Genomic DNA, 20804 nt, shown 5'->3' with positions numbered 1-20804 from the left:
CAATTGACAAAGCTATTCAAGCAGGCGCAAATGTCATACAGAATATCAGCTTCACTGCCTCAGACGAAGTATTGCAGCAGGCACGCCTGCAAGTTCTGAGCGAAGCTGTTAAAGATGCTAAAGCTCAAGCTCAGGTTGTTTTTAGTACCTTGCAGTTAACCCCCGGACAGATTATTGACATTGATATTAACTCAGATGACAATCCTAGACCATCTCCCTTGGTGTCTAATCTAACAGCAGATAGGGTTTCAGCAGCAGCTAGTACAACTCCTATAATTGGTAGTCCTCAGACGATAGAAGCTAGTGTTTCTCTAGATATCGATTATTCTCCAAATTCAGCAGAGACTCTTGCTTCGGCTGCTAATAATCTCATCGGTGTGATAAATCCGGGTGTTGCGATCGCCGATCCCCTCATTGGTAGCACTGCTCAGATATTGGAAGTTACTGGTCAAGGAGAGGTCAGTGTTGCCACTACTTTAACTGATATACAATTGGGGATTAAAGTACAGGCAAAAACTGCAACCGAAGTTCAAGAACAAGTTGCTCAACGTTCAACTGCGGTGGTTGATGTACTGCAAAAGCTTGGGGCGCAGGAACTTCAAACTACATCTATTCAACTAAATCCTGTCTATAGCTTTGAAAATGGTACTCAAACTCTCACCGGCTTTGAAGGTCTCAACACACTTCAGTTTGAGTTACCAACAAATCAATCTGGGGCAGCAATTGACAAAGCTATTCAAGCAGGCGCAAATGTCATACAGAATATCAGCTTCACTGCCTCAGACGAAGTATTGCAGCAGGCACGCCTGCAAGTTCTGAGCGAAGCTGTTAAAGATGCTAAAGCTCAAGCTCAGGTTGTTTTTAGTACCTTGCAGTTAACCCCCGGACAGATTATTGACATTGATATCAACTCAAATGACAATCCTAGACCATCTCCTTTGGTATCTAATCTAACAGTAGATAGGACTTTTGCACTAGGTACTACAACTCCTATAATTGGTAGTCCTCAGACGATAAAAGCTAGTGTTTCTTTAGATATCGGTTATTCTCCAAATTCAGCAGTGATTCTCGATCTACCTCTTAATGGATTGCAGCAATTTGCTTAATCAGGACTTATGCAAGTTTCACAAGCACGTGGCGCGACTACACCGCGCCACTTGTCATTCTTATCGGTGGTGTAGGTGTTGACTTTTTCCTTTTGCGCCTACGCAGTGATTATCGTAGGAAGTGTACTGATGGCTTGTGCTGTAATTTAGGTGTTCAAAAGACAATATAGCAGGAGGCAGGAGGCAGGAGGCAGGAGGCAGGAGGTAAAAACCTTGCTATTCCTGAGATTTACGCTTGTCATTATGTCCTAATCTACCTGACAACTGCTATACCAAATCTATCAAACTCAGATATTGTTAATGCATCGACTTGCAAAAATTAACACCTCCTGTTTAAGGTTAATTACCTAAAAGTTGGCGTGTTTTCTAATCGCGGCATAGTGTCTTGCTGTTGTATTCATCTCAATCACCAACTCTGTCCCTTGACCTAATTGAGAATTACACTTAAGTTTACCTTGATGTTTTTCAACGATAATTTGCCGACTAATTGATAACCCTAGTCCTTGACTTTTGCTTACTGGCTTGGTTGTAAAAAACGGTTCAAATATATGTTTTTGGATATGGGGAAGTATACCTTTGCCATTGTCAAAAATGCGAATGATAACTTTGTGCTTTTTCCCTAGTAGTTTGTCATTTACCCAAGGTTCATTATTATTGACCAATGATAAATGACTGCTAACAACTTCTGTATGAATCAAAATTTTTGGAGTGAAAGAATCATCATGCTTCATCCTCTCTTCTAAAGCATCAATGGCATTAGTCAAGATGTTCATGAATACCTGATTCAGTTCACCGGGGTAACACTCGATCAAGGGTAATTCACCAAAGGTTTTAATTACTTTAATCTCTGCTCTATCAGGTTTTTCTTTGAGCCGATGTTGCAAAATCCTGAGAACACTATTAAATCCTTCATGCAGGTCAACCTTTTTCATTTGACCTTCGTCAGAGGTGGAAAAATTCCGCAAGGCGAAAACAATATCTTTCACGCGCTCAGAACCGGCTCGCATTGACCACAGTAATTTTAAAAATTCTGTCTTCACGAAACCAAGGTCAAGGTGTTGCAAATGTAAGGCAATAACTGGGGTAGGCGTGGGATAGTAATATTGGTAAAGTTCAATAATTCTGATTAAATCTTCAGCGTATTTACTAGCAGGATGGAGATTGCCGGAGATCGAGCTAACGTGGTTGTTAATTTCGTTAGCCATATCCGCCACCAGTTGACCGAGATTAGCCATTTTCTGGTTCTGCAATAACTGCTTTTGGGTATATTTGAGTTCTTCGAGGGTAGTTTCTAGCTGTTGTGATTTTTCCTTAACTTGATCTTCGGTAGACTGATGTTGAGCAATTTCGGTTTGGAGTTGTTCAAATAGTTGGTATTGTTGAGTAGCGTAGGCGCAGCCCGTCGTAGACATCGCCTTATCCTGATTAATATCCTTGTGCGTTCCCACCATCCGCACTGGTTTACCGAATTTATCCCGTTGAAATACTTTGCCACAAGTCAAAATCCACTTCCACTCCCCGGCTTTAGTCAACATTCGCAATTCGACTTCAAACACAGGTGTGTATCCTTGGAGATAATCGTGCAATACCTGGCGAATTCTTGGTAAATCCTGTGGATGTACCAGTTGTTCAAAAGATTTATAATCGTTGTCGATTTCGTCTACTTTATATCCCAGGATGCTTTTCCACTGGGGATCGTAATAGGTTTTGTCAGTTACCAGATTCCAATCCCACAACCCCAAGCCACTAGCGATTAATGCCATTTGTAAGGCGGCTTGTGAGCATTGGCAAGTATCTAAATTTTCTAGAGATAAGTCTTTGGCTTCTGGGAAACTTTGAGAATCTTGTACTGAAAATGGAGCTTCCGATTCATGAGTAGCGGGTTCTTGGATATGCATAGCTGCTGGTACGATGAGGAAGATATTCTGTAGCTTTCTCTCTACGCTGTTTTAGCACCCTAACAATTCAGTTATGGACAAATCGCCTAATTGATTTATTAGGCTGTAACTTAGGTCAGGGATATATCAGCCCATATCATAAATTCAGATGGAATTTACAAGAATGTAACCTCTGTTGCGATCGCAATAGCAATCTTTTAGAAAAAATCGCTACATTGTTGTGCATCTACATTCTAAGATATGTCTAAAAAAAGTAGTTCAAGTCACATATAATTACCTAAAAACCCCGAAAAATTTGTAAAAAAAATTCTATGATTGAATCACGCTAAATAATTTCAGGATGCAAAAAATTGTCAAGGCTTTTTTGTAGCTTTTTGAGTCAGGTCTGGCTGCTATGCATACAAGGCAGCCGACATTGACTTCTAAAGCTGAATGGTGTGAAAAAATATCATACTGAATTAGAGTCAATGAGTAATGACTATAGATGAACTAGTATTGCTACTAAAAGCCAGTCAAGCAACCGGTTTAACGACGCTCCAAGAATTGATATTGCGTTCTTCGTGGGAAGGAAAAACCTACACCAATATAGCCAGTGAAGCGCACTACGGCGAGGAACGTGTCAAGAAAATCGCTGCTCATTTATGGCAAGTACTGAGTAATTTTTGCAAAGAACCAATACATAAATCTAACTTTCGCCAGACTCTAGAAAATCATCCTTTTAGCGAAGTGCATCAGCAGTTAATTAAGGAATTCAACCGAGCCGCCACAGCGATATCCTTAGAATTCCCTACTGGCCCAGTATCTCTTAATTCCAGATTTTACATTCCTCGCCCGCCAATTGAAGAACTCGCTTACGCAGAAATGGCTGAACCAGGGAGTGTAATTTGCATCAAAGCGCCCAAAAAGATGGGGAAAAGCTCTTTGATTCTCCGGTTGCTTGCACGCGCTAACAAGCAAGGCTTTCGCACCGTAACTTTGGACTTTCAGCAAGCAGACAAAGCAGTATTTGCCAGTTTGGATAAATTTTTGCGCTGGTTCTGTGCCAATGTTAGTCGGGAGTTACAGCTAGAAACAAAACTCAATGATTATTGGGATGAAGATATGGGTAGCAAAGTCAGCTGCTCTATCTATTTCCAAAAATATTTACTACCTGCCCTCTCAAGTCCCCTGGTTTTAGTATTAAATGAGGTGGATTGGGTATTTGAGTCTCAGGAAATTGCTGGAGAGTTGCTACCATTAGTGCGATCGTGGCACGAACAAGCCAAAAGGGTAGAAATTTGGCAAAAACTGCGTCTGGTTCTGGTTTATTCAACAGAAATTCTTGTTCCCATAAAACTGACTCAATCGCCATTTAATATTGGTTTGACAATTAATTTACCTTCCTTTACGAAAGAGCAGGTGCAGGATTTAGCACAACGTCACGGGTTAGATTGGACAGATGGTAAAGATGCCGATAGTTTGATGGCAATGGTGGGAGGAAATCCTTATTTAGTGCGATTGGCATTGTATCAGCTTGTGGGTAAAGGCGGATTAAAAGGAGATTTAGGACAGTTATTGCAACAAGCACCCACAGAAGCCGGAATCTATAACCAATGTCTAAAGCAGTATGTACTAGCACTTCGAGATGAGCCAGAATTGGGAGATGCTTTTTATGAAGTGATTAATACTACAAATTATGTAAAATTAGAGCCAAGATTGGCATATAAATTACAAAGTATAGGGCTAATTAATTTAGAAGGCGATCGCAGTACTCCTGCGTGTGAATTATATCGGTTATATTTCCAACAATATCTTAAAAAAAGTGAGCATTTCAATAATACTTATATTGAATGGTTGAAAGAAGAAAATCAACAGTTGTCCGTCCTCTTTAGTTTAGATGAACTAACTTAATTATTTAATCGCCGCTACTTTGGTTAATTCTGCCGAAGAAATACTTAATCAGGTAAAAATTAAAGGACGCGATCGCGTTGTAGTTTAATCTAAAGCTTAGAATCAAATAACGAGATTGAAATTGATTAATAAGGCGATTGTCTCCAGCATACTCTGCATACGCAAGAACAAAAATAGCAATTGACAAGACTTTTTGTTGCCGATGAAACTTCTATCACCAGCTTGGGAATAATAAATCATGCATGAGAAATATTTGCAATTAATCTCAGCAGATTAGGTGTGTTTACCATCGACAATTAAAGGAACAGTTTGTTAATGAAAGTGAGTTCATCAGGGATTAAGCTAGGTTTTGCAGCTGTTAGCAGCACTTGTCTTGCGGCAGTCGCGATCGCTATGAGTGGAGCAAGTGCAATTGCTGCTCAATTCATCACAATTCAAAGCACTGGTACATTATCAGGAACTATCGAACTTCCCAGAAATAATCCAAATTTAAATAATAGTATTACTCGTATTGATACGGATGATACTGGAACTTATTACCGGAACTTAGGTACTAATAATAATCCTAATTATGTTCCTGTATACCAATCAGACTATTTACAGGTAGAAACACGCTCCGATGGAAGTCTGCATTACTTTGTTGACTTTAAAGGTATTCCAATTGTCTCGTTTAATGGTGTTCTGACATCGCCAGTTCTTTCTGGCGGTCAATTGACTACCTTTCTTTACCAGGGACAATTGCCAGGAACCACATTTCAAGGAGTAGTTCAAGACGAATTTAATCTTACAAAAGCTTTCTACACTGGTACTGTCACCGACCCAGACACCGGAAAGAAGTATCAAGGTACTTTTGAAGTGAGTGGATATGGGGAGCGATATAGTAATCCCAATGGTAATTTAACTCCCACGGTCTTTGATTTCCAGTCTGATATCCCAGGTTTCCCAGGCGTAACATCCATGACCATAACTAACGCTAGTTTGGCAAATTTAAGAATCATAGTACCTATAAATGAAACTTCTATTCCAGAACCCGCTAGCCTTCTCGGAACTCTGATGGTAGCTAGTTTTGGTATCGTTCTGAAAAGAAGAAAAGACAGCGGACTTAGGAAGACGTTTTAAACCTGAAAGCCTGTTGTAAGAAAGCTCACAAGGCTTAAGCTGAATTGTAAAAATCAGTGCCTTGTGAGCAAATAATTTTAGAAAATAAGGACTAAAGATCCTGACTACGAACTTATTTATCTATCAATTTAAAATAAGCCGGACTTTTGCAAATCCGGCTGAGTTTAATCAATCATCTATACGCAGTAGCTTGCGGTAAAACGGTTGTGAAAAATCGGTTATACGATAACGTTTATAGTTATCCATAAGTTCAATTAAAAAATTAATAAACTCGAAACTAGCCATCATCAGTTCATAACTCAGGTCAGCATTGCCATCAAACTGAATTCGGCAACGGGTTAAGTCTGAGGGTAAAGTAGCAACATTCCAGGAGGCGACAAAGGGGACATGTTCGCTGGCTTCGATCTTCCGATGCCCCTCCAAGACCCCTTTTTGATAAAGACTGATGGCATAGGGTAAAAAATTACGCCTAGCGCCCTGAACATAAGGTAAGTAAACACTGGCTTGTTGTTGAGTTGCAGGCTGGAGTTGCTCAATAGACATAGTTAAATATTCCTCAAGTTAGTTAGCAACTGGGGATATTAGTGGATGTTAGTAGTATTCCCCAAAGATGTGTCTAAAGCACATAGTAGGAATGGGGAATGGGGAATCGGACAAAGGAAAAATAAGCAATACCCAATACTTCGACTCCCTTCTCTACGAGAGGCTGCGCCAACGGCTACGCTACCTCGGCTTCGCCCTTCTCTACGAGAGGCTGCGCCAACGGCTACGCTCAGGACAGGCTCGGCACAAGTCAGGGCAAGTCGCTCAGTACAAGTGCTCAATGTCCCATGCTCCATGCCCAATAAATGAAGTTACTACTAAGAAATATTAAAATTTCGGTTACAATGATGCTGCATTAACTGTTATCGAATCTGGGAACGGTAACACTAAAAATCCCTACTGTACAGTGGTGGATGCCGTTATTGCAGTTTTTCCCAACAAAAAGCTGCTGCTACCTTGCTATTACTTTACCCAAAGCGGAGTTCTCATTAGAGAAAGTCCGACTCTACAAGCTTCCTGCCGAAGTGGCTATCAAAGGAATCAAGCTTCTGTCTAAGAGTAGTAAACGCGGTTAATATGAGGTAATTACGCACAGTGGCGGTGACAACAAAGGTAGTCCCAGCGGCTTTTGGCTTAGGGATAGCGGGTATTGCAGTTTGCCCATTCCGATTAATATCGGGAAAAGTAGCTTAGGGATATTTGTCCGTAAAATTACTAACTGTAGACAAATAGTGGTTTTTGAATCAAGCAACCTAACCTATGCCAGCGAATTCCTGGCCCGAAGAAGATTCTTATCAAGAGCTCGATCCGCTCAACTCCTTGTTGTCTGACCTATCAGTAGATGAGGAGTCAGTGTTAGAGACAGATTCTATGTCTCTACCATCCAGGTTTCAAGGTCGTAGAGGCAAAGCAGCTCTAGTCTTGACTATCGTCTGGAGTGGCACGATCGCTCTACATTTAGTTTCTTGGGCTTCCATTTTTATTCTAGGACTGACCACCATTCTAGGATTTCATGCTTTGGTGGTGGTGTTTACTAAATCCCGTCGCTATCCAAAAGAAATACAGGGAGATTTACCTTCTGTTTCTGTGCTAGTGGCTGCGAAAAATGAGGAAGCGGTAATTGCTAAATTAGTCAAAAATCTTTGTAATCTGGAATATCCAGGTGGGCAGTACGAAATTTGGATAATTGACGATCGCAGCAGTGATAGCACGCCACATTTATTAGCGGAACTCGCACAGAAACACGACAAACTGAAAGTACTAAGGCGTTCAGCAGAAGCTACTGGTGGCAAATCGGGGGCGTTGAATCAGGTATTGCCGCTGACAAAGGGCGACATTATAGCAGTATTTGATGCTGATGCCCAAGTAACACCAGACTTACTGCAACAGGTAATACCTTTGTTTCAAAGAGAAAACGTGGGGGCGGTGCAGGTGCGAAAAGCGATCGCCAACGCTAAAGACAACTTTTGGACTAAGGGTCAAATGGCAGAAATGGCACTTGATACCTGGTTCCAGCAACAGCGGACTGCCCTTGGTGGCATTGGCGAACTGCGGGGCAATGGTCAATTTGTCCGGCGTTCAGCCTTGGAAAGCTGCGGTGGCTGGAATGAAGAAACCATTACCGATGATTTGGATTTGACAATCCGTTTACATTTGGATAAATGGGATATTGAGTGTGTTTTCCATCCAGCGGTACAAGAAGAAGGAGTGACAAATGCAGTTTCACTCTGGCATCAGCGCAACCGTTGGGCAGAAGGCGGTTATCAGCGCTATTTGGATTATTGGGATTTAATTCTCAAAAACCGGATGGGAACGCGTAAAAGCTGGGATTTGCTGATTTTTATGCTGATTATGTATATCTTACCGACAGCAGCAGTCCCAGATTTATTAATGGCGATCGCTCGTCATCGCCCACCAATGTTAAGTCCGATCACAGGCTTATCCATTTCTATGTCGATGGTAGGGATGTTTACAGGTCTGAAGCGGGTACGTCAAGATCAAAAATTCCCACTTTCTACATATCTTACGATGCTGTTGCAAACCCTGCGTGGCAGTTTATATATGTTGCACTGGTTAGTCGTCATGAGCAGTACTACTGCCCGGATGTCGGTAAGACCAAAGCGCCTGAAATGGGTGAAAACCTTGCATACGGGGAATGGGGAATAGCCCCTTTGGGGAATTAAAAATTAAAAATTAAAAATGCAAAATTACCAAAAATAATTTTGCATTTTTTTTAGGGACTGACAAAGAATAAATTATTCAAAATTATTTGTACTTTTTAGGGGCGCAAGGCCTTGCGCCCCTAAAAAGGGATCTTTTTTTAACTGAAAGTCCTTTATTCATCATCCACGTCTGCTTCTTCTACCCATTCTGGTGTAGTTATGGAATCGGAGAATTCTGGAAAATCATCTGCAAAACGGATGATTTGTCCGTTGAAAAATTCTGCTACACGTTGAGCTGCGATCGCTACTTCGTCAGGTTCCCAATCAGGCGCGGGTGTTTGTTTTGGGGCTGGAGGCACAGTTTGCATCCCGTTTCCATTTACGCCGTTTCTATTTGCCCCATTTCCATTTACGCCATTTCCATTTGCCCTATTTCCATTTACACCATTGCCATTTCTTGCTGCCAACTCGCTTTTTTCTGGTGCTGGTGGTGGATTAGTTGGCTGTGGTGCTGGCGCTGGAGACGGAATTTGCTGGTTGTAGCTAGGTGTGGGTGCTTGCTGAACGCGAGTAGAGTCTTTTGAGAGAGGATTTTTTTTGGCTGAGATAGAGTTTGAAGAAGTTCCTTTTTCTATATTGATCTGGATTTCACGCTGGAAAGTCTGCTGGAAAGCTGCCGTAATCATCGGTAGATAAGATTTTCCCTTGTTTCCCTTGTCATACCATGCCTGTTTAATAGCAATTCGAGCCACAACACCGTCGAACTCGATGAGTTGGCTCATTTGACGCAGCATTTCTTGGCTTGATTTTGGCTGAAGGTTAGCAAGCACCTGTTGCCAAATCTGAGTTAAGTCATATTCTGCTTCGCCAACAACTTCTGAAGTTACTGGTTCAATGTTTGCAGGTGGCACAGCAACAGCAACAGGTTCTGGAATTGGTGGTGAAACTGATTTAGCAACAGAATTGTGATTTGTTTGCTGTTCAACTGGGGGAGATGAAATGACGGGCTGATTTTGGGCATCCGCTTGATGATTGGCAGATGCAGAATTATAATTTGTTTGCGGTTCAGCTAAAGGTACAGAAGAGACTGGGTGATTTTGGGCAACTGCCGGAGGATAGCTTGGAGATAGAGTTGGAGATAGAGTAGGTGTATTAACTCGCGGCGCGACACTTGGGGCTTGTGGCTGAATATTCATCGCACTGGGTAACAATCCTAGTAATGTTACCTCCAACCACAAACGCGGCTGGGTAGTATTTTTAATTTGTACTTCAGCTTCTCGCAAGTGTTTCTGTCCCGCTAAAATCGTGCTGATATCGAAGTATTGAGCAAACTCAACCAGCGCTGTCCAAGTTTGCTGAGTACAAGCAACCAAATCGTGGCGGTTGGGTGCTGTTTTGGCAATCAGTAAATCACGGTAAAAAGCAGCGAGATTTTGCAGAATAGTTAGGGGTTCTCGACCACGATCTAAAATGTAGTGAGTACAGTCTAGAACTGCTTCCGGTTTATCTTGAGCGATCGCATTTAAAAGTGCTAACAAATCCTGTTCGCTTACCGTCCCTACCAAATCCCAAACTCGCTCTGGTGTGACTTCACCTGCTAATAAACCCAATTGATCGAGTAGACTTTCGGCATCTCGCAACCCTCCCTGAGAAAGTTGGGCTACCAGGGTTACAGCATCAAGTGAAATATGAATGTTTTCAAAAGAAGCGATCGCACTTAAATGCTTCACCATCGCCTCTAACTGAATGCGTCTAAAATCAAACCTTTGACAGCGTGAAATAATCGTTGGTAACACCCGTTGCGGGTCTGTTGTCGCCAATACAAAAACCACATGCCTCGGTGGTTCCTCTAGTGTCTTAAGTAGCGCATTGAATGCCTGGGTACTGAGCATGTGGCAGTTATGTACCAAAAGCCCATTTGCCACAAAGTTATGATTATCTGCTACTTCAATGTCATAAACTCGCTCAACCCCAGCGAGGTGGACAGATTCGACTGTCTCCAAACTTGTAATCCATCGAGGGGATGGAATATTGTTTAAGGTCTGCCAGCCATTTTCTACTGGTGCTTGCCCCCAACCGTATATAGTGGTAAGTCTTGCCTGTACTACTTCTGGTGTAGAATTTTGTTGTTGCTGAGTATCCCATTGCTGTAAGCCAAGTAGCAATGAGTTGGTTTTCCGGGGCAGAAAATCCTTCAGTATGTAATTGAATTTGTGGACTTCCTTGTGGACTGAGGGCAAGTGAACCATCATCGCAAAACCACCAAGCAATTCCCTCTGGGGTAATTCGATTAAGCCAGTCCATAGAGACGAGTTTTTTATCCCTATTCGGTTTAACGATGTCAAAGACATCTTTGAGTTGGGGATGGCAACCTGTGTTACAGGTAACTGATATGTTTCCGTATCCTTTGTTAGATGTAATTCGCAGTTTTGGTCGCAACTCTTGAAGGCGATAGGCTTTGTATTCCAACCATTCTTGCTGCTTTTCTGAGTGCGTCCAACACAATCTGGGGAATCTGCTGTATTTATTGGGATAACTGATAGAGCAATCTCCAAGCAAGGTTCCGTAGATAAGCCCAAGTGCATTTGGTTGTATAACTGCCGCATCTGCAAGGAACTTTTCTGTTCTAAGTTCCCAAATTCCGTGTCCCTTTTTATATGGATGTTTTTCCCAGCGAGACTGGATACTGATGATTCCTCGTCCCTTTTTTTGTAAAAAGATTGGGATATCAAGCTTTTCTCCACACCCGCAAGCACAGAAAGGTCGGAGTAATTCGGCTTGTTTAAGGATAGATTCCAGGTCGTATGATTTTTGCCCTGATGTATTGCCTTTAAACTGGTGTCCGCTAGCAAATCTCCGGGTGCGTCCATCGATACCAAATTTGTAAATGAGGATGCCGCATCCACATTCACAGGGGATAGTATCTTCACTCCTTCTTTTACGTCCTTTGCTGGTAGCCATCCCTGATTTGTCCTAATTAAATGATTACCCGTACATCTAATTTCTCGGTTAGTTGTCTTGATAACCAGGGTTTGCCGTTCTCCTTGATCTAACCACCTGACAACTTTTTTGAATTCCCACTTAAGAGATGAGTTGTTGTAACTCAGTACTTTCTTGCCTTTAATTTTGGGATCGTCAATTCTGTGAAGTCCCTCATCAGTCAAGACCAGAGAATCTCCAGTTAGGCATTCATCAATAACATAAACCTTGTAGCGACACTGCACAGGAGCAAACTGGGCTTTTTCAATCAACTCGCGGATATTATCGACACCAGTATTACTAGCGGCGTCTATTTCAATTACGTCTAGAGCGTAACCCTTAGCGATCCCCTGACAAACCTCACACACGCCGCAGGGTTCAGCCGTGGGCCGATCGCCTTTGAGACAATTGAGGGATTTAGCCAAAATTCGGGCACTAGAAGTTTTCCCCGTACCTCTTGGCCCGGTGAATAAATAGGCGGGGGCGATTTTGGATGTGCCGATCGCGTTCGTGAGGGTGGTAGCGATCGCCTCTTGGCCCACCAGTTCAGCAAAACTTTTGGGGCGATATTTGTGGTGCAGGGGTTCGTAAGACATGGAAAAATAGACTTCAATGCCTTTCAACGTTAATTAGTAGCACCGAGTCGAGTTGAGGATTCAATTATTTTAAACTCTCGTACCTGGCTTTATTTATCGATGTTGCCATAGCTCTTGCACTCAACTAATGCCGTAAATTTTGGCACTCAGGAAAGCAAGCAACCAGAGCTTATCCTCTACTATGATTTCAACATCAATGTATCGGAATTATAGCATATCATTTAGTACATTTGTTCTATAGAAGAAGACTGGGAAGCAGAGAAGAATAACTCTTGACAAATGACTAATGACTAATGACAAATGACTATACGTTTTATTGACTGAACTAACGCCATAGTCCAGTGCGATCGCTACAATTTTATAGATAAAGTAAAACTCGATGGTGCAGCAGATGCTCAAGCGGCTATTTCAATGGCTCAAAAAGCTTTTTCAGAGCTTGTTTGGTGGAAAACAGACTACCTCAAAATCTAGGGGGAATGTGGAAAAAGAACCAGCACCACCCTTAAGCGATACGGATCTGGAATTCCTCTTCAACGAACTGTTGCAAGGAGTACATCAAGCACGAGGGGAAGCATGGGCACAGAAGTGGCTGCATAATATCGAACATCGCATCACAACTCAAGAGTGGGTTGAGTGGTTAGGGCGCTTTGGCGACAGATTGCTCGCATCTCCAACACCGAATAATGAAATGGCTGCGCGGTTAGTGCAATTAGGTGAGTTAAACGTCGGAGAAATTGGAGATGTTGCCTATAATATCGGGATGCAGTTGTTGACACGCAATGAAGGCGAACCAGTTTGGGAATATGAAGGGCCAGATGCTTTTAGCACTACTCCTTTGCCCTCTGAGGTAGCTGCCCCAGTATTAGAGTCAGCAGATGCACCAGAGAACCTCCCAGAGGGAGAATACCAAACTGTCACCCTAGAACAGTTGTTTGTGATGTTACAGGAGGATGAAAATTTACGTCAGCAAATTGCTCAACAGCTTGCCGTTGAAACAGACGATCCACAAGTGCTTGTCCAGGCATTAATTAGTCAGTTATATCCTGCTGGTCAATCGACTACAGAGCAAACTGAAAATTAACTGCTTGCCAGAATCAAATTCAAGAGTGAAATCTGGGAATTGTAACGTTGTAATGCTATGCTCTTGAAGATTTGTATATTTTTTGCTAACCTGCTACGGAAGCGCTGTCCGAATCTAATGGATTTTTACGTAATTGATGATTTTTTTAAGACAACGATGGCTACAATCTAGAAAAACAAAATCCAAGAGTGTGGCAGATGCTCAGGCGGATATCGCAGTCGCTTAAAAGGTTTTTAAAGCGCCTCATTGCAAGTAAACAGAATAGTTCTCTCAAGGGTGCGAGAGGACGCAATCTGGTGGGGGTACTACCAGAACTAACCAATGCGGATCTGGAACAATTGTTTATCCAATTGTTAGAAGGCGTGCATCAAGCACGAGGACGACAGTGGGCATTGAGGTATCTGCAACGGATCGAAAATCGCGTTCCAGCTGAACGTTGGATAGACTGGTTGGTGATGTTTGGTGAAAGCTTACTAGCTTCACCTACACCAAATCCTCTTTTAGCAACACAAATGGTGCAATTGGGGGAACTTGGTGTTGGCAGAATTGGAGAAGTTGCTTATGACATTGGCATTCGGCTAATGCAAAACTTACCTACAGAAATAGAAAATTATCAGGAAAATCAGGCACAAGATGATCTAGAAATCACTCCTGGGCAAGAACTGATCCGCGATTTGGGCGAACAGTTATGGGAGCATGATGAGCCAGATGTAATCGAAACTACTCCTGGACAAGAACTGATCCGCGATTTGGGCGAGCAGTTATGGGAGTATGATGAGCCAGATGTAATAGAAACTATAACCGATGAAGAAATTATCCCAGCTTCTCCCGGACAAGAGCTAATCCTTAGCTTTGGCGAACAATTATGGGAATATGATGAGCCAGATGTTGAACCAATAACGTCAGCACCTCAAAATGCCTTTTTTGAGGAGAGATCGCCCGAAAACTTCGAGGAACTGGTATGGAAATATGAAAGGGAAGACACCCAAGCCACAATACCAGAAAATATCCCCCTGCCAGCAGCGGAAGATTCAATCAGCTTGTTAACCCAACTTCGGTTCGACGAAGAAGAAGTTGTTCAAATTACGACACCAGCGAATCTCCTTTCCACCAGACAAAGGACTGAATTAGCAACGTCTCCCTCGGTGGAAACCTGGGATAACACTTTGACGAATTTAGAGCCAAATGTGGCTAATACTTTAGATGAGTTGTGGGTGAAATTGGATCAAAGTACCAATTTAGTCCAGCAACTTGCTTCAGATTTGGCAGTTCAAAGCAGTAATTCTCCTGGTATTATTGAGCGGCATAACGATAATCCGATTACCCACGCTCAAGGGTGGTTTTACCAAGGTCTTCAGCAAGCGAAAACAGGCGATTTGCTAGGCGCGATCGCATCTTATGACCAAGCTATTGAAATGCAACCCGAATTCTCCGAATATTGGTTTAATCGAGGCTTAACGCTGTTCCATTTAGAACGTTTTGATGAAGCGATCGCGTCTTATGAAACAGCCATACAACTGAAACCAGACTTCTACAAAGCTTGGTACAACCGGGGTGGAACTCTCGGAGAATTAGGATACTTTGAAGAAGCGATCGCTTCTTTTGACAAAGCTATAGAAATCAAGCCAGACTATCAAGAAGCGTGGTCTAGCAAGGGTTTGGCACTGCTGAAATTAGGTTGGCTACCAGAAGCTATTGCTAGTTATGACCAAGCGCTACAACTCCAACCAGAAGACCAGGAAAACTGGTATTACCGAGGCATAGCCCTAGCTGTCAGCGAACAATTTGCCGAGGCGATTATATCTTACGACAGAGCTATAGAAATTAACCCAGAGTACCATGAAGTGTGGATAGATCGGGGTGTAGTGCTGTTTAATTTAGGCAGGTGGTCAGAAGCGATCGCTTCCTGGGATAAAGCACTTTCAGTTCAAGCCGACTTCTACTTAGCTTGGTACAACCGGGGTATAGCATTAGACAACTTAGGACGGAGACAAGAAGCGATCGCCTCCTATCAACAAGCGATCGCCATTAAACCCGACTTCCACTTAGCTTGGTATAATCAGGCAGTAGCATTGTTTTATTTAGAACAATTTGCCGAAGCGATCGTCTGTTATGACAACGCTTTGCAAATTAAACAAGATTATTGGGAAGCTTGGATTGGTCGGGGAACTGCGATCGCTCATTTAGTGAATTATGACGAGTTACTGAATTTGTCGAGTAGTATGATCGCGACAAATCCTGCCTTACAACAGGGCGGCTACGAAGGAAAATTAGCCAGCTACGAAGAAGGTTTAAGGCATCTACGGACAGATACCCATCCAGAAGGTTGGGGTAGATTGCATTTTGCGATCGCGAATACTTACTACGAGCAAGGCAAAAAACATACCAATCCCCGCGATTATTGGCGCAAAGCTGCATCTGAGTACCATCAGGCGCTCTTAACTCTGACATTAGAGTATTTTCCCCAGTTGCATTTAGAGGTTTTACAATCTCTCAGCAAAGTGTTGATGGGTTTGGGACAAACTACACAAGTTCAAGAATTGCTGCAACGTGGGACAGATTTATTGCGACAATTACTGAGTGAAGAAACTCGCTCAGATGAAAGTAAAAAACAGCTAGCTTTAAAATTTGCCGGCTTCGATCAATTGGCAGTTGATTTAGCTGTGGAGTCGGGTGATTTAGTAGAAGCTTGGGAAATTGCCGAACAAGGTAAAAATGCTTGTTTAAACTGGCTGCTTTCTGGCTGGAATAATAATATTTACTCGCCTTATTATGGCGAAATTCAACAACTATTCAATCCCACAACAGCAATTATTTACTGGCATATTAGCCCAGTTGCCCTACATACTTTCATTCTCAAAGACCAAGCACCATCACCAATTCTCCTGTTTACACCCATGCAAGATACTGGGGTAATACCTTTAGGAGAAGATGCTATTCGTCTCAATGAATTGCCTCTACCCGAAGCAGTGCAACGCCTAATTGAATTTGAAATTTGGCTAGAAAATTGGCATCAACAATACCAAGAATATCGCAGCACAGCCCACGACAAAGAAAGTAAAAGTCATCATTCTTGGCGAGTTGAGATGGAAGAGAAGCTGTTGCAACTGTATAAAATTCTGAATATTTCCACAATTGCCCAGGAACTCGAAGGTATCACCCAACTGGTATTAATTCCTCACCGTGACTTGTACAGATTGCCCATTCATACACTTTTCCATCTTTCTTCACCATCACCAGAAGAGTTACCGAATGTGGAATCAAATTTCAGCTTTACCTATCTACCTAGTGCCCAAATAGGTTTATCAATCAGAACTGAGGATATTTGGCAGTGGCAAAATAAGTTATTGCTCAGTGTTGAACATCCTGAAAGTACAGGTTATCCCACACTTAAATTTGCCAAACTGGAGTCTGAAATTGTTAGTCAGATGTTCAATAATATCCAACGAATTCAGGGCGCAGAAGCTACGAAAAGTATTGTTGAAAATGCCCTATTTGATAATTATAACATCTTGCATTTTACAGGTCATGTTACTAATAATTTAGCTGAACCGAAAAAGTCAGAATTAGCATTAGCAGGGGAAGACAGACTTACTCTAGATGAAATCTGCCAACAAAATCTAGATAGTTACAACCTTATTACCCTCTCTGCTTGTGAAAATTTAAGTACTAACAACTACACTATCAGCAGCGAATATGTGAGTTTAGTCAGTGGTTTTATAACTCAGGGCGTACCTCATGTAGTGAGTACTCTCTGGAGTGTAGAATCTTCGGCTAGCGCCTTGGTGATGATCGAGTTTTACCGACGATTACAGCCCAATAAATCAGCAGTTACTGCCTTAGCTGAAGCAACACGATGGCTGAAAGAACTAACTGCTGGAGAACTGACAAAATGGTATGAAGATATTTTGAATAATCTGCATCCAGAAGAAGTAAGAATTCAAACTTATTTAGCGACCCAACTATATAGAAATAGTAAAATGGCATCAGATAAAAATCTTTATAATCATCCTTACTACTGGGCAGCTTTTACGATTATGGGTAAGCCTAATTAATACTTTGAAACTTTTATTTCAGCCATAAAATTAGCCAGATACTTGTTTTTAGCTTCACGTCTCTAAAAGTTCAGTAATTTCAGTAGAATAGTCTAATTATATACAAAAATTGGATGTATTCACTGTGGTCTTAAAATTAATGGCGGAAGTGAAGATTAAAAATAAATATGAAATTAGAAACCAGAAATATATTACTTAAAGCTTACGCAGAACTACATAAGATAATTCAAGAGTTATATGAAGCTCACGATAGAGCAATAGAGAACAATGATTTTGACGATGCTAGTTTGTTGGCTAGTCGAGCAGATAGACTTTATGAAGAAGTCGAAAATTTAGAAATCATCATCTCAGAATTGGAGTAGAAATGAAAACAATTGAAGAATTAAAAACTCGAATCAAAGAACTCAGTAGTCAAACTGTAAAATTTAGTAAAAAAGCAACTGAAGTGTGTTTGACGGATCGGGAACAAGCTAAACAGTTCAGACAACAAGCTAAAGAAGCTAGTAAACGTTGTCAGCTATTGATACAAGAATTGAAACGGCAATAGGTTTAAAATAATTCGTACTAAGGGGTTTATTATGCCAGATGTTCGGTTTGATAAATACTATCGTTATGAAGACCTAACGCGCATTCTACACAGTTATGCGAAGGAATTTCCCCAACTAGTACGCATAGAAAGCATTGGCAAAAGTTACGAGGGACGTGACATCTGGCTCTTGACAGTTAGCAACTTTGCCACTGGCGCACATCAAGAAAAACCTGCTCTCTGGGTTGATGGCAACATTCACGCCACAGAATTAGCACCATCAAGTGTTTGTCTATACTTATTGCAAACATTAGTGACAGCTTACGGTACTCACCCAGAAATTACCCGTTGTTTGGATACGCGCACCTTCTATATTTGTCCCCGTGTTAATCCTGATGGTGCTGAGTTGGCATTGGCTGACAAACCGAAATTTATTCGCTCCGGTACTCGCCCTTATCCCCATGATGAGGAGGGCAACGACGGGTTAGTGATGGAAGATATCGATGGCGATGGTCGGATTTTACTGATGCGAATCCCCGATGCTAATGGGGCTTGGAAAGTCTCTCCTAGCGAACCTCGCCTGCTGGTGCGACGCGAACCAACAGAAATAGGCGGTCAGTATTATCGCGTACTACCAGAAGGAAATATAGAAAATTATGACGGAGTTCAGATTCAGATTCAGCGTTCTAAGCAAGGGCTAGATTTAAACCGGAATTTTCCATTTTTGTGGCGGCAAGAATCTGAGCAATCGGGGGCTGGTTCTTATCCTACATCTGAAACAGAAGTGCGATCGCTTGTTCAGTTTATCAGTACACATCCTAATATTACAGGAGCGATCGCCTTTCATACCTTTAGCGGTGTTCTCATCCGTCCCTACACCCACCTCAGCGATGACGAATTCCCGGTCAATGACCTCCGTACTTATCAACGCATTGGCGCAAAAGGTACTGAACTTACTCAATACCCAGCCATCTCTGCTTTTCATGATTTCCGCTATGACCCCAAAGACGTAATTACAGGTACATTCGACGACTGGGCTTATGAATACCAAGGTCTATTTGCCTGGACAGTAGAAGTCTGGAGTCCGCAGCGCCAAGCTGGAATTAATGATTATAAATACATCGATTGGCAGCGAGAACACCCTATAGAAGATGACCTGAAATTGCTGCGTTGGAACGATGAAAAACTTGCAGGTAAAGGCTACGTCGATTGGTATCCCTTCGAGCATCCGCAACTCGGTCAGATTGAACTAGGCGGCTGGGATACGATGTACGCTTGGACAAATCCACCCCCTGAATTTCTGGAGAAAGAAATAGCCCTCTTCCCAGAATGGCTAGTTTGGCATCTATTAATATCTCCGCGTTTAGAGATTTACGAAGCCAGTGTCCACAGCTTGGGTGATGATACTTATCGGGTGCAATTAGTTGTGCATAATACAGGCTGGTTGCCCACTAATGTCACCCAAAAAGCTTTAGAAAAAAAGCTGGTGCGGGGCTGTATCTGTGAAATTGAACTGCCTTCTGGGGTAACTTTGGTAACGGGTAAGCCTCGTGAAGAGTTAGGTCAATTAGAAGGACGAGCCTATAAGCCTTCAACTCCCATTAGACGGCACAGCGATCCTACCAAGGATCGGGCAAAAGTTGAATGGTTGGTGCGTGCCCCTTCAGGTAGTACAGTTAAACTGCTAGCCCGCCATGAACGCGCTGGAGTTATTCGCACTGAATTGACATTCCCATAATTTTGACATTTGAAATTGTCAAAAATTCCCTTAATAAGTAAGTTGTCTAAACCGATAATTACCGTTCGCCTAATTACACGCGACGAACTTCCCCAACTTTTGGATTTATATAAACATCTAAATCCTGTCGATGCACCTCTACCGACTGATGATGTTTTACAATCTATCTGGGATGGGATTTTGCATGATCCCCGTTTGTATTACGTTGTAGCTGATGTTGATAACCAGCTAGTAGCAACATGTAGCTTAACCATTGTTCCCAACTTGACGCGTGGCGCACGTCCATACGGCATTATTGAAAATGTTGTCACCCATCTCGATTTTCGACAACAAGGATTAGGTACACAAGTGCTACATTATGCCTTAGCATTAGCATGGCAGCAACAGTGCTATAAAGTGATGCTTTTGAGTGGCTCAAAACGTGAGGAGACGTTGCACTTCTATGAAAATGCAGGGTTCAAACGTGGAGTAAAAACCGGATTTGTTGCCTTACCTCCAGAGGAGTTGTGAGCAGAACCGATACAGATTAAACCTCTTTCCAAAATATCGGTTTATCTGTAGGTTGCTTTTCATTAAATAGTCTTTTGTAAAAAAATAATTCCTAGCCAAAAATACTGGGGCAATCGGGCTGGGAATTTTTGATTGCGATCGCTAATTTCCAGTTTAGTATTTGGAAATTTACCATCAAGGACAACTATCTAAAGAGTGAAAGTTTTTCTTCAAAATCCAGCCCTGAGTTAGTTGTATAATCTCGATAAAAGATTAATAATACACCATATCCCGAAGATTGATTTTATTTCTTAAATATTGCTAAAGAACATGATACATTGAGTTTGACGGCATTAACCCTCCTCGGCAATTATAAAGAGACGGCTATTAAAGGCCAATTATTTTACTGCTTGAGTGCAATTTTAGAACTGAATAAAATCGCCTACTTGCACTAAATATCTTTATTGTTGCAACATATTATATTACTACAAGAGCCATGCTTATTTTTAGTGTGCTCTGCGGTTCTTAAAAAAAAATAGGAATTCGATACTATGTGTGGTGCACATGAGGATAAACGTTATGAGATATCAAAGCAGCTACTCATAATGTTCAGCGTTTTAAT

General features: G+C 41.9%; 13 protein-coding genes and 1 pseudogene. 10 read left to right on the top strand and 4 right to left on the bottom strand.

Features of this window, described 5'->3' with window-relative positions; all coding sequences use genetic code 11:
* Positions 1-1106 (top strand): SIMPL domain-containing protein (locus tag AC1F2U_RS26930; RefSeq protein WP_480263887.1); only part of this gene is annotated, 1106 nt, incomplete at its 5' end.
* 347 nt (positions 1107-1453) lie between these two features.
* Here the strand turns inward: AC1F2U_RS26930 and AC1F2U_RS26925 are convergent.
* Complete coding sequence (locus tag AC1F2U_RS26925) at positions 1454-3004, bottom strand: PAS domain-containing protein (RefSeq protein WP_480263886.1); 1551 nt, start codon at positions 3002-3004, stop codon at positions 1454-1456.
* Between the two features lie 474 nt (positions 3005-3478).
* Here AC1F2U_RS26925 and AC1F2U_RS26920 point away from each other — a divergent pair.
* Both AC1F2U_RS26920 and AC1F2U_RS26915 read left to right on the top strand, forming a co-directional pair.
* A pseudogene (locus AC1F2U_RS26920) lies at positions 3479-4891 on the top strand (AAA-like domain-containing protein); the annotation flags it as partial.
* Positions 4892-5209: 318 nt separating this feature from the next.
* A complete protein-coding gene (locus AC1F2U_RS26915; RefSeq protein WP_480263885.1) occupies positions 5210-6013 on the top strand; it encodes a PEP-CTERM sorting domain-containing protein in 804 nt (267 codons plus the stop codon).
* Positions 6014-6181: 168 nt separating this feature from the next.
* Here AC1F2U_RS26915 and ebsA read toward each other — a convergent pair whose 3' ends face one another.
* Positions 6182-6556, bottom strand: coding sequence for a type IV pilus biogenesis protein EbsA (ebsA, locus tag AC1F2U_RS26910; protein WP_289797664.1), 375 nt, complete (start codon positions 6554-6556; stop codon positions 6182-6184).
* Positions 6557-6594: 38 nt separating this feature from the next.
* Positions 6595-6837: a hypothetical protein gene (locus AC1F2U_RS26905; RefSeq protein WP_480263884.1), complete on the bottom strand. Its 243-nt coding sequence runs from the start codon at positions 6835-6837 to the stop codon at positions 6595-6597.
* A gap of 478 nt (positions 6838-7315) precedes the next feature.
* Between AC1F2U_RS26905 and AC1F2U_RS26900 the strand changes: the two genes are divergently transcribed.
* Positions 7316-8722 carry a glycosyltransferase family 2 protein gene (locus AC1F2U_RS26900; protein WP_480263882.1) on the top strand — a complete coding sequence of 469 codons (1407 nt, stop codon included), beginning with the start codon at positions 7316-7318 and terminating at the stop codon, positions 8720-8722.
* 169 nt (positions 8723-8891) lie between these two features.
* On the opposite strand, the gene dnaX is transcribed toward AC1F2U_RS26900, so the two are convergent.
* Entirely contained in the window at positions 8892-12293 is a 3402-nt protein-coding gene (gene dnaX / locus AC1F2U_RS26895) for a DNA polymerase III subunit gamma/tau (protein ID WP_480263881.1), read from the bottom strand.
* A gap of 391 nt (positions 12294-12684) precedes the next feature.
* On the opposite strand from dnaX, the gene AC1F2U_RS26890 reads away from it, so the two are divergent.
* The 6 genes from AC1F2U_RS26890 to AC1F2U_RS26865 all read left to right on the top strand — a co-directional run bounded on the left by AC1F2U_RS26890 (position 12685) and on the right by AC1F2U_RS26865 (position 20203).
* On the top strand, positions 12685-13374 hold the full coding sequence (locus tag AC1F2U_RS26890) for a hypothetical protein (protein WP_480263893.1): 690 nt from the start codon (positions 12685-12687) through the stop codon (positions 13372-13374).
* 197 nt (positions 13375-13571) lie between these two features.
* The gene (locus AC1F2U_RS26885) at positions 13572-17429 is read left to right on the top strand and encodes a CHAT domain-containing protein (protein ID WP_480263880.1); all 3858 of its coding nucleotides are present in this window, start codon (positions 13572-13574) and stop codon (positions 17427-17429) included.
* 167 nt (positions 17430-17596) lie between these two features.
* The gene (locus tag AC1F2U_RS26880; RefSeq protein ID WP_480263878.1) at positions 17597-17791 is read left to right on the top strand and encodes a hypothetical protein; all 195 of its coding nucleotides are present in this window, start codon (positions 17597-17599) and stop codon (positions 17789-17791) included.
* Positions 17792-17793: 2 nt separating this feature from the next.
* Positions 17794-17976: a hypothetical protein gene (locus AC1F2U_RS26875; protein ID WP_335197124.1), complete on the top strand. Its 183-nt coding sequence runs from the start codon at positions 17794-17796 to the stop codon at positions 17974-17976.
* A 31-nt stretch (positions 17977-18007) separates the two neighbouring features.
* Positions 18008-19693, top strand: coding sequence for a M14 family metallopeptidase (locus AC1F2U_RS26870; protein WP_480263877.1), 1686 nt, complete (start codon positions 18008-18010; stop codon positions 19691-19693).
* A gap of 42 nt (positions 19694-19735) precedes the next feature.
* Positions 19736-20203, top strand: a complete 468-nt coding sequence (locus AC1F2U_RS26865) for a GNAT family N-acetyltransferase (RefSeq protein WP_480263876.1) — start codon at positions 19736-19738, stop codon at positions 20201-20203.
* Positions 20204-20804: the final 601 nt, after the last annotated feature.

The organism is Nostoc sp. LEGE 12454 (assembly GCF_056620565.1).
Note: the sequence above shows the minus strand (reverse complement) of the source record. Positions and strands in the feature narration are given on the sequence as shown.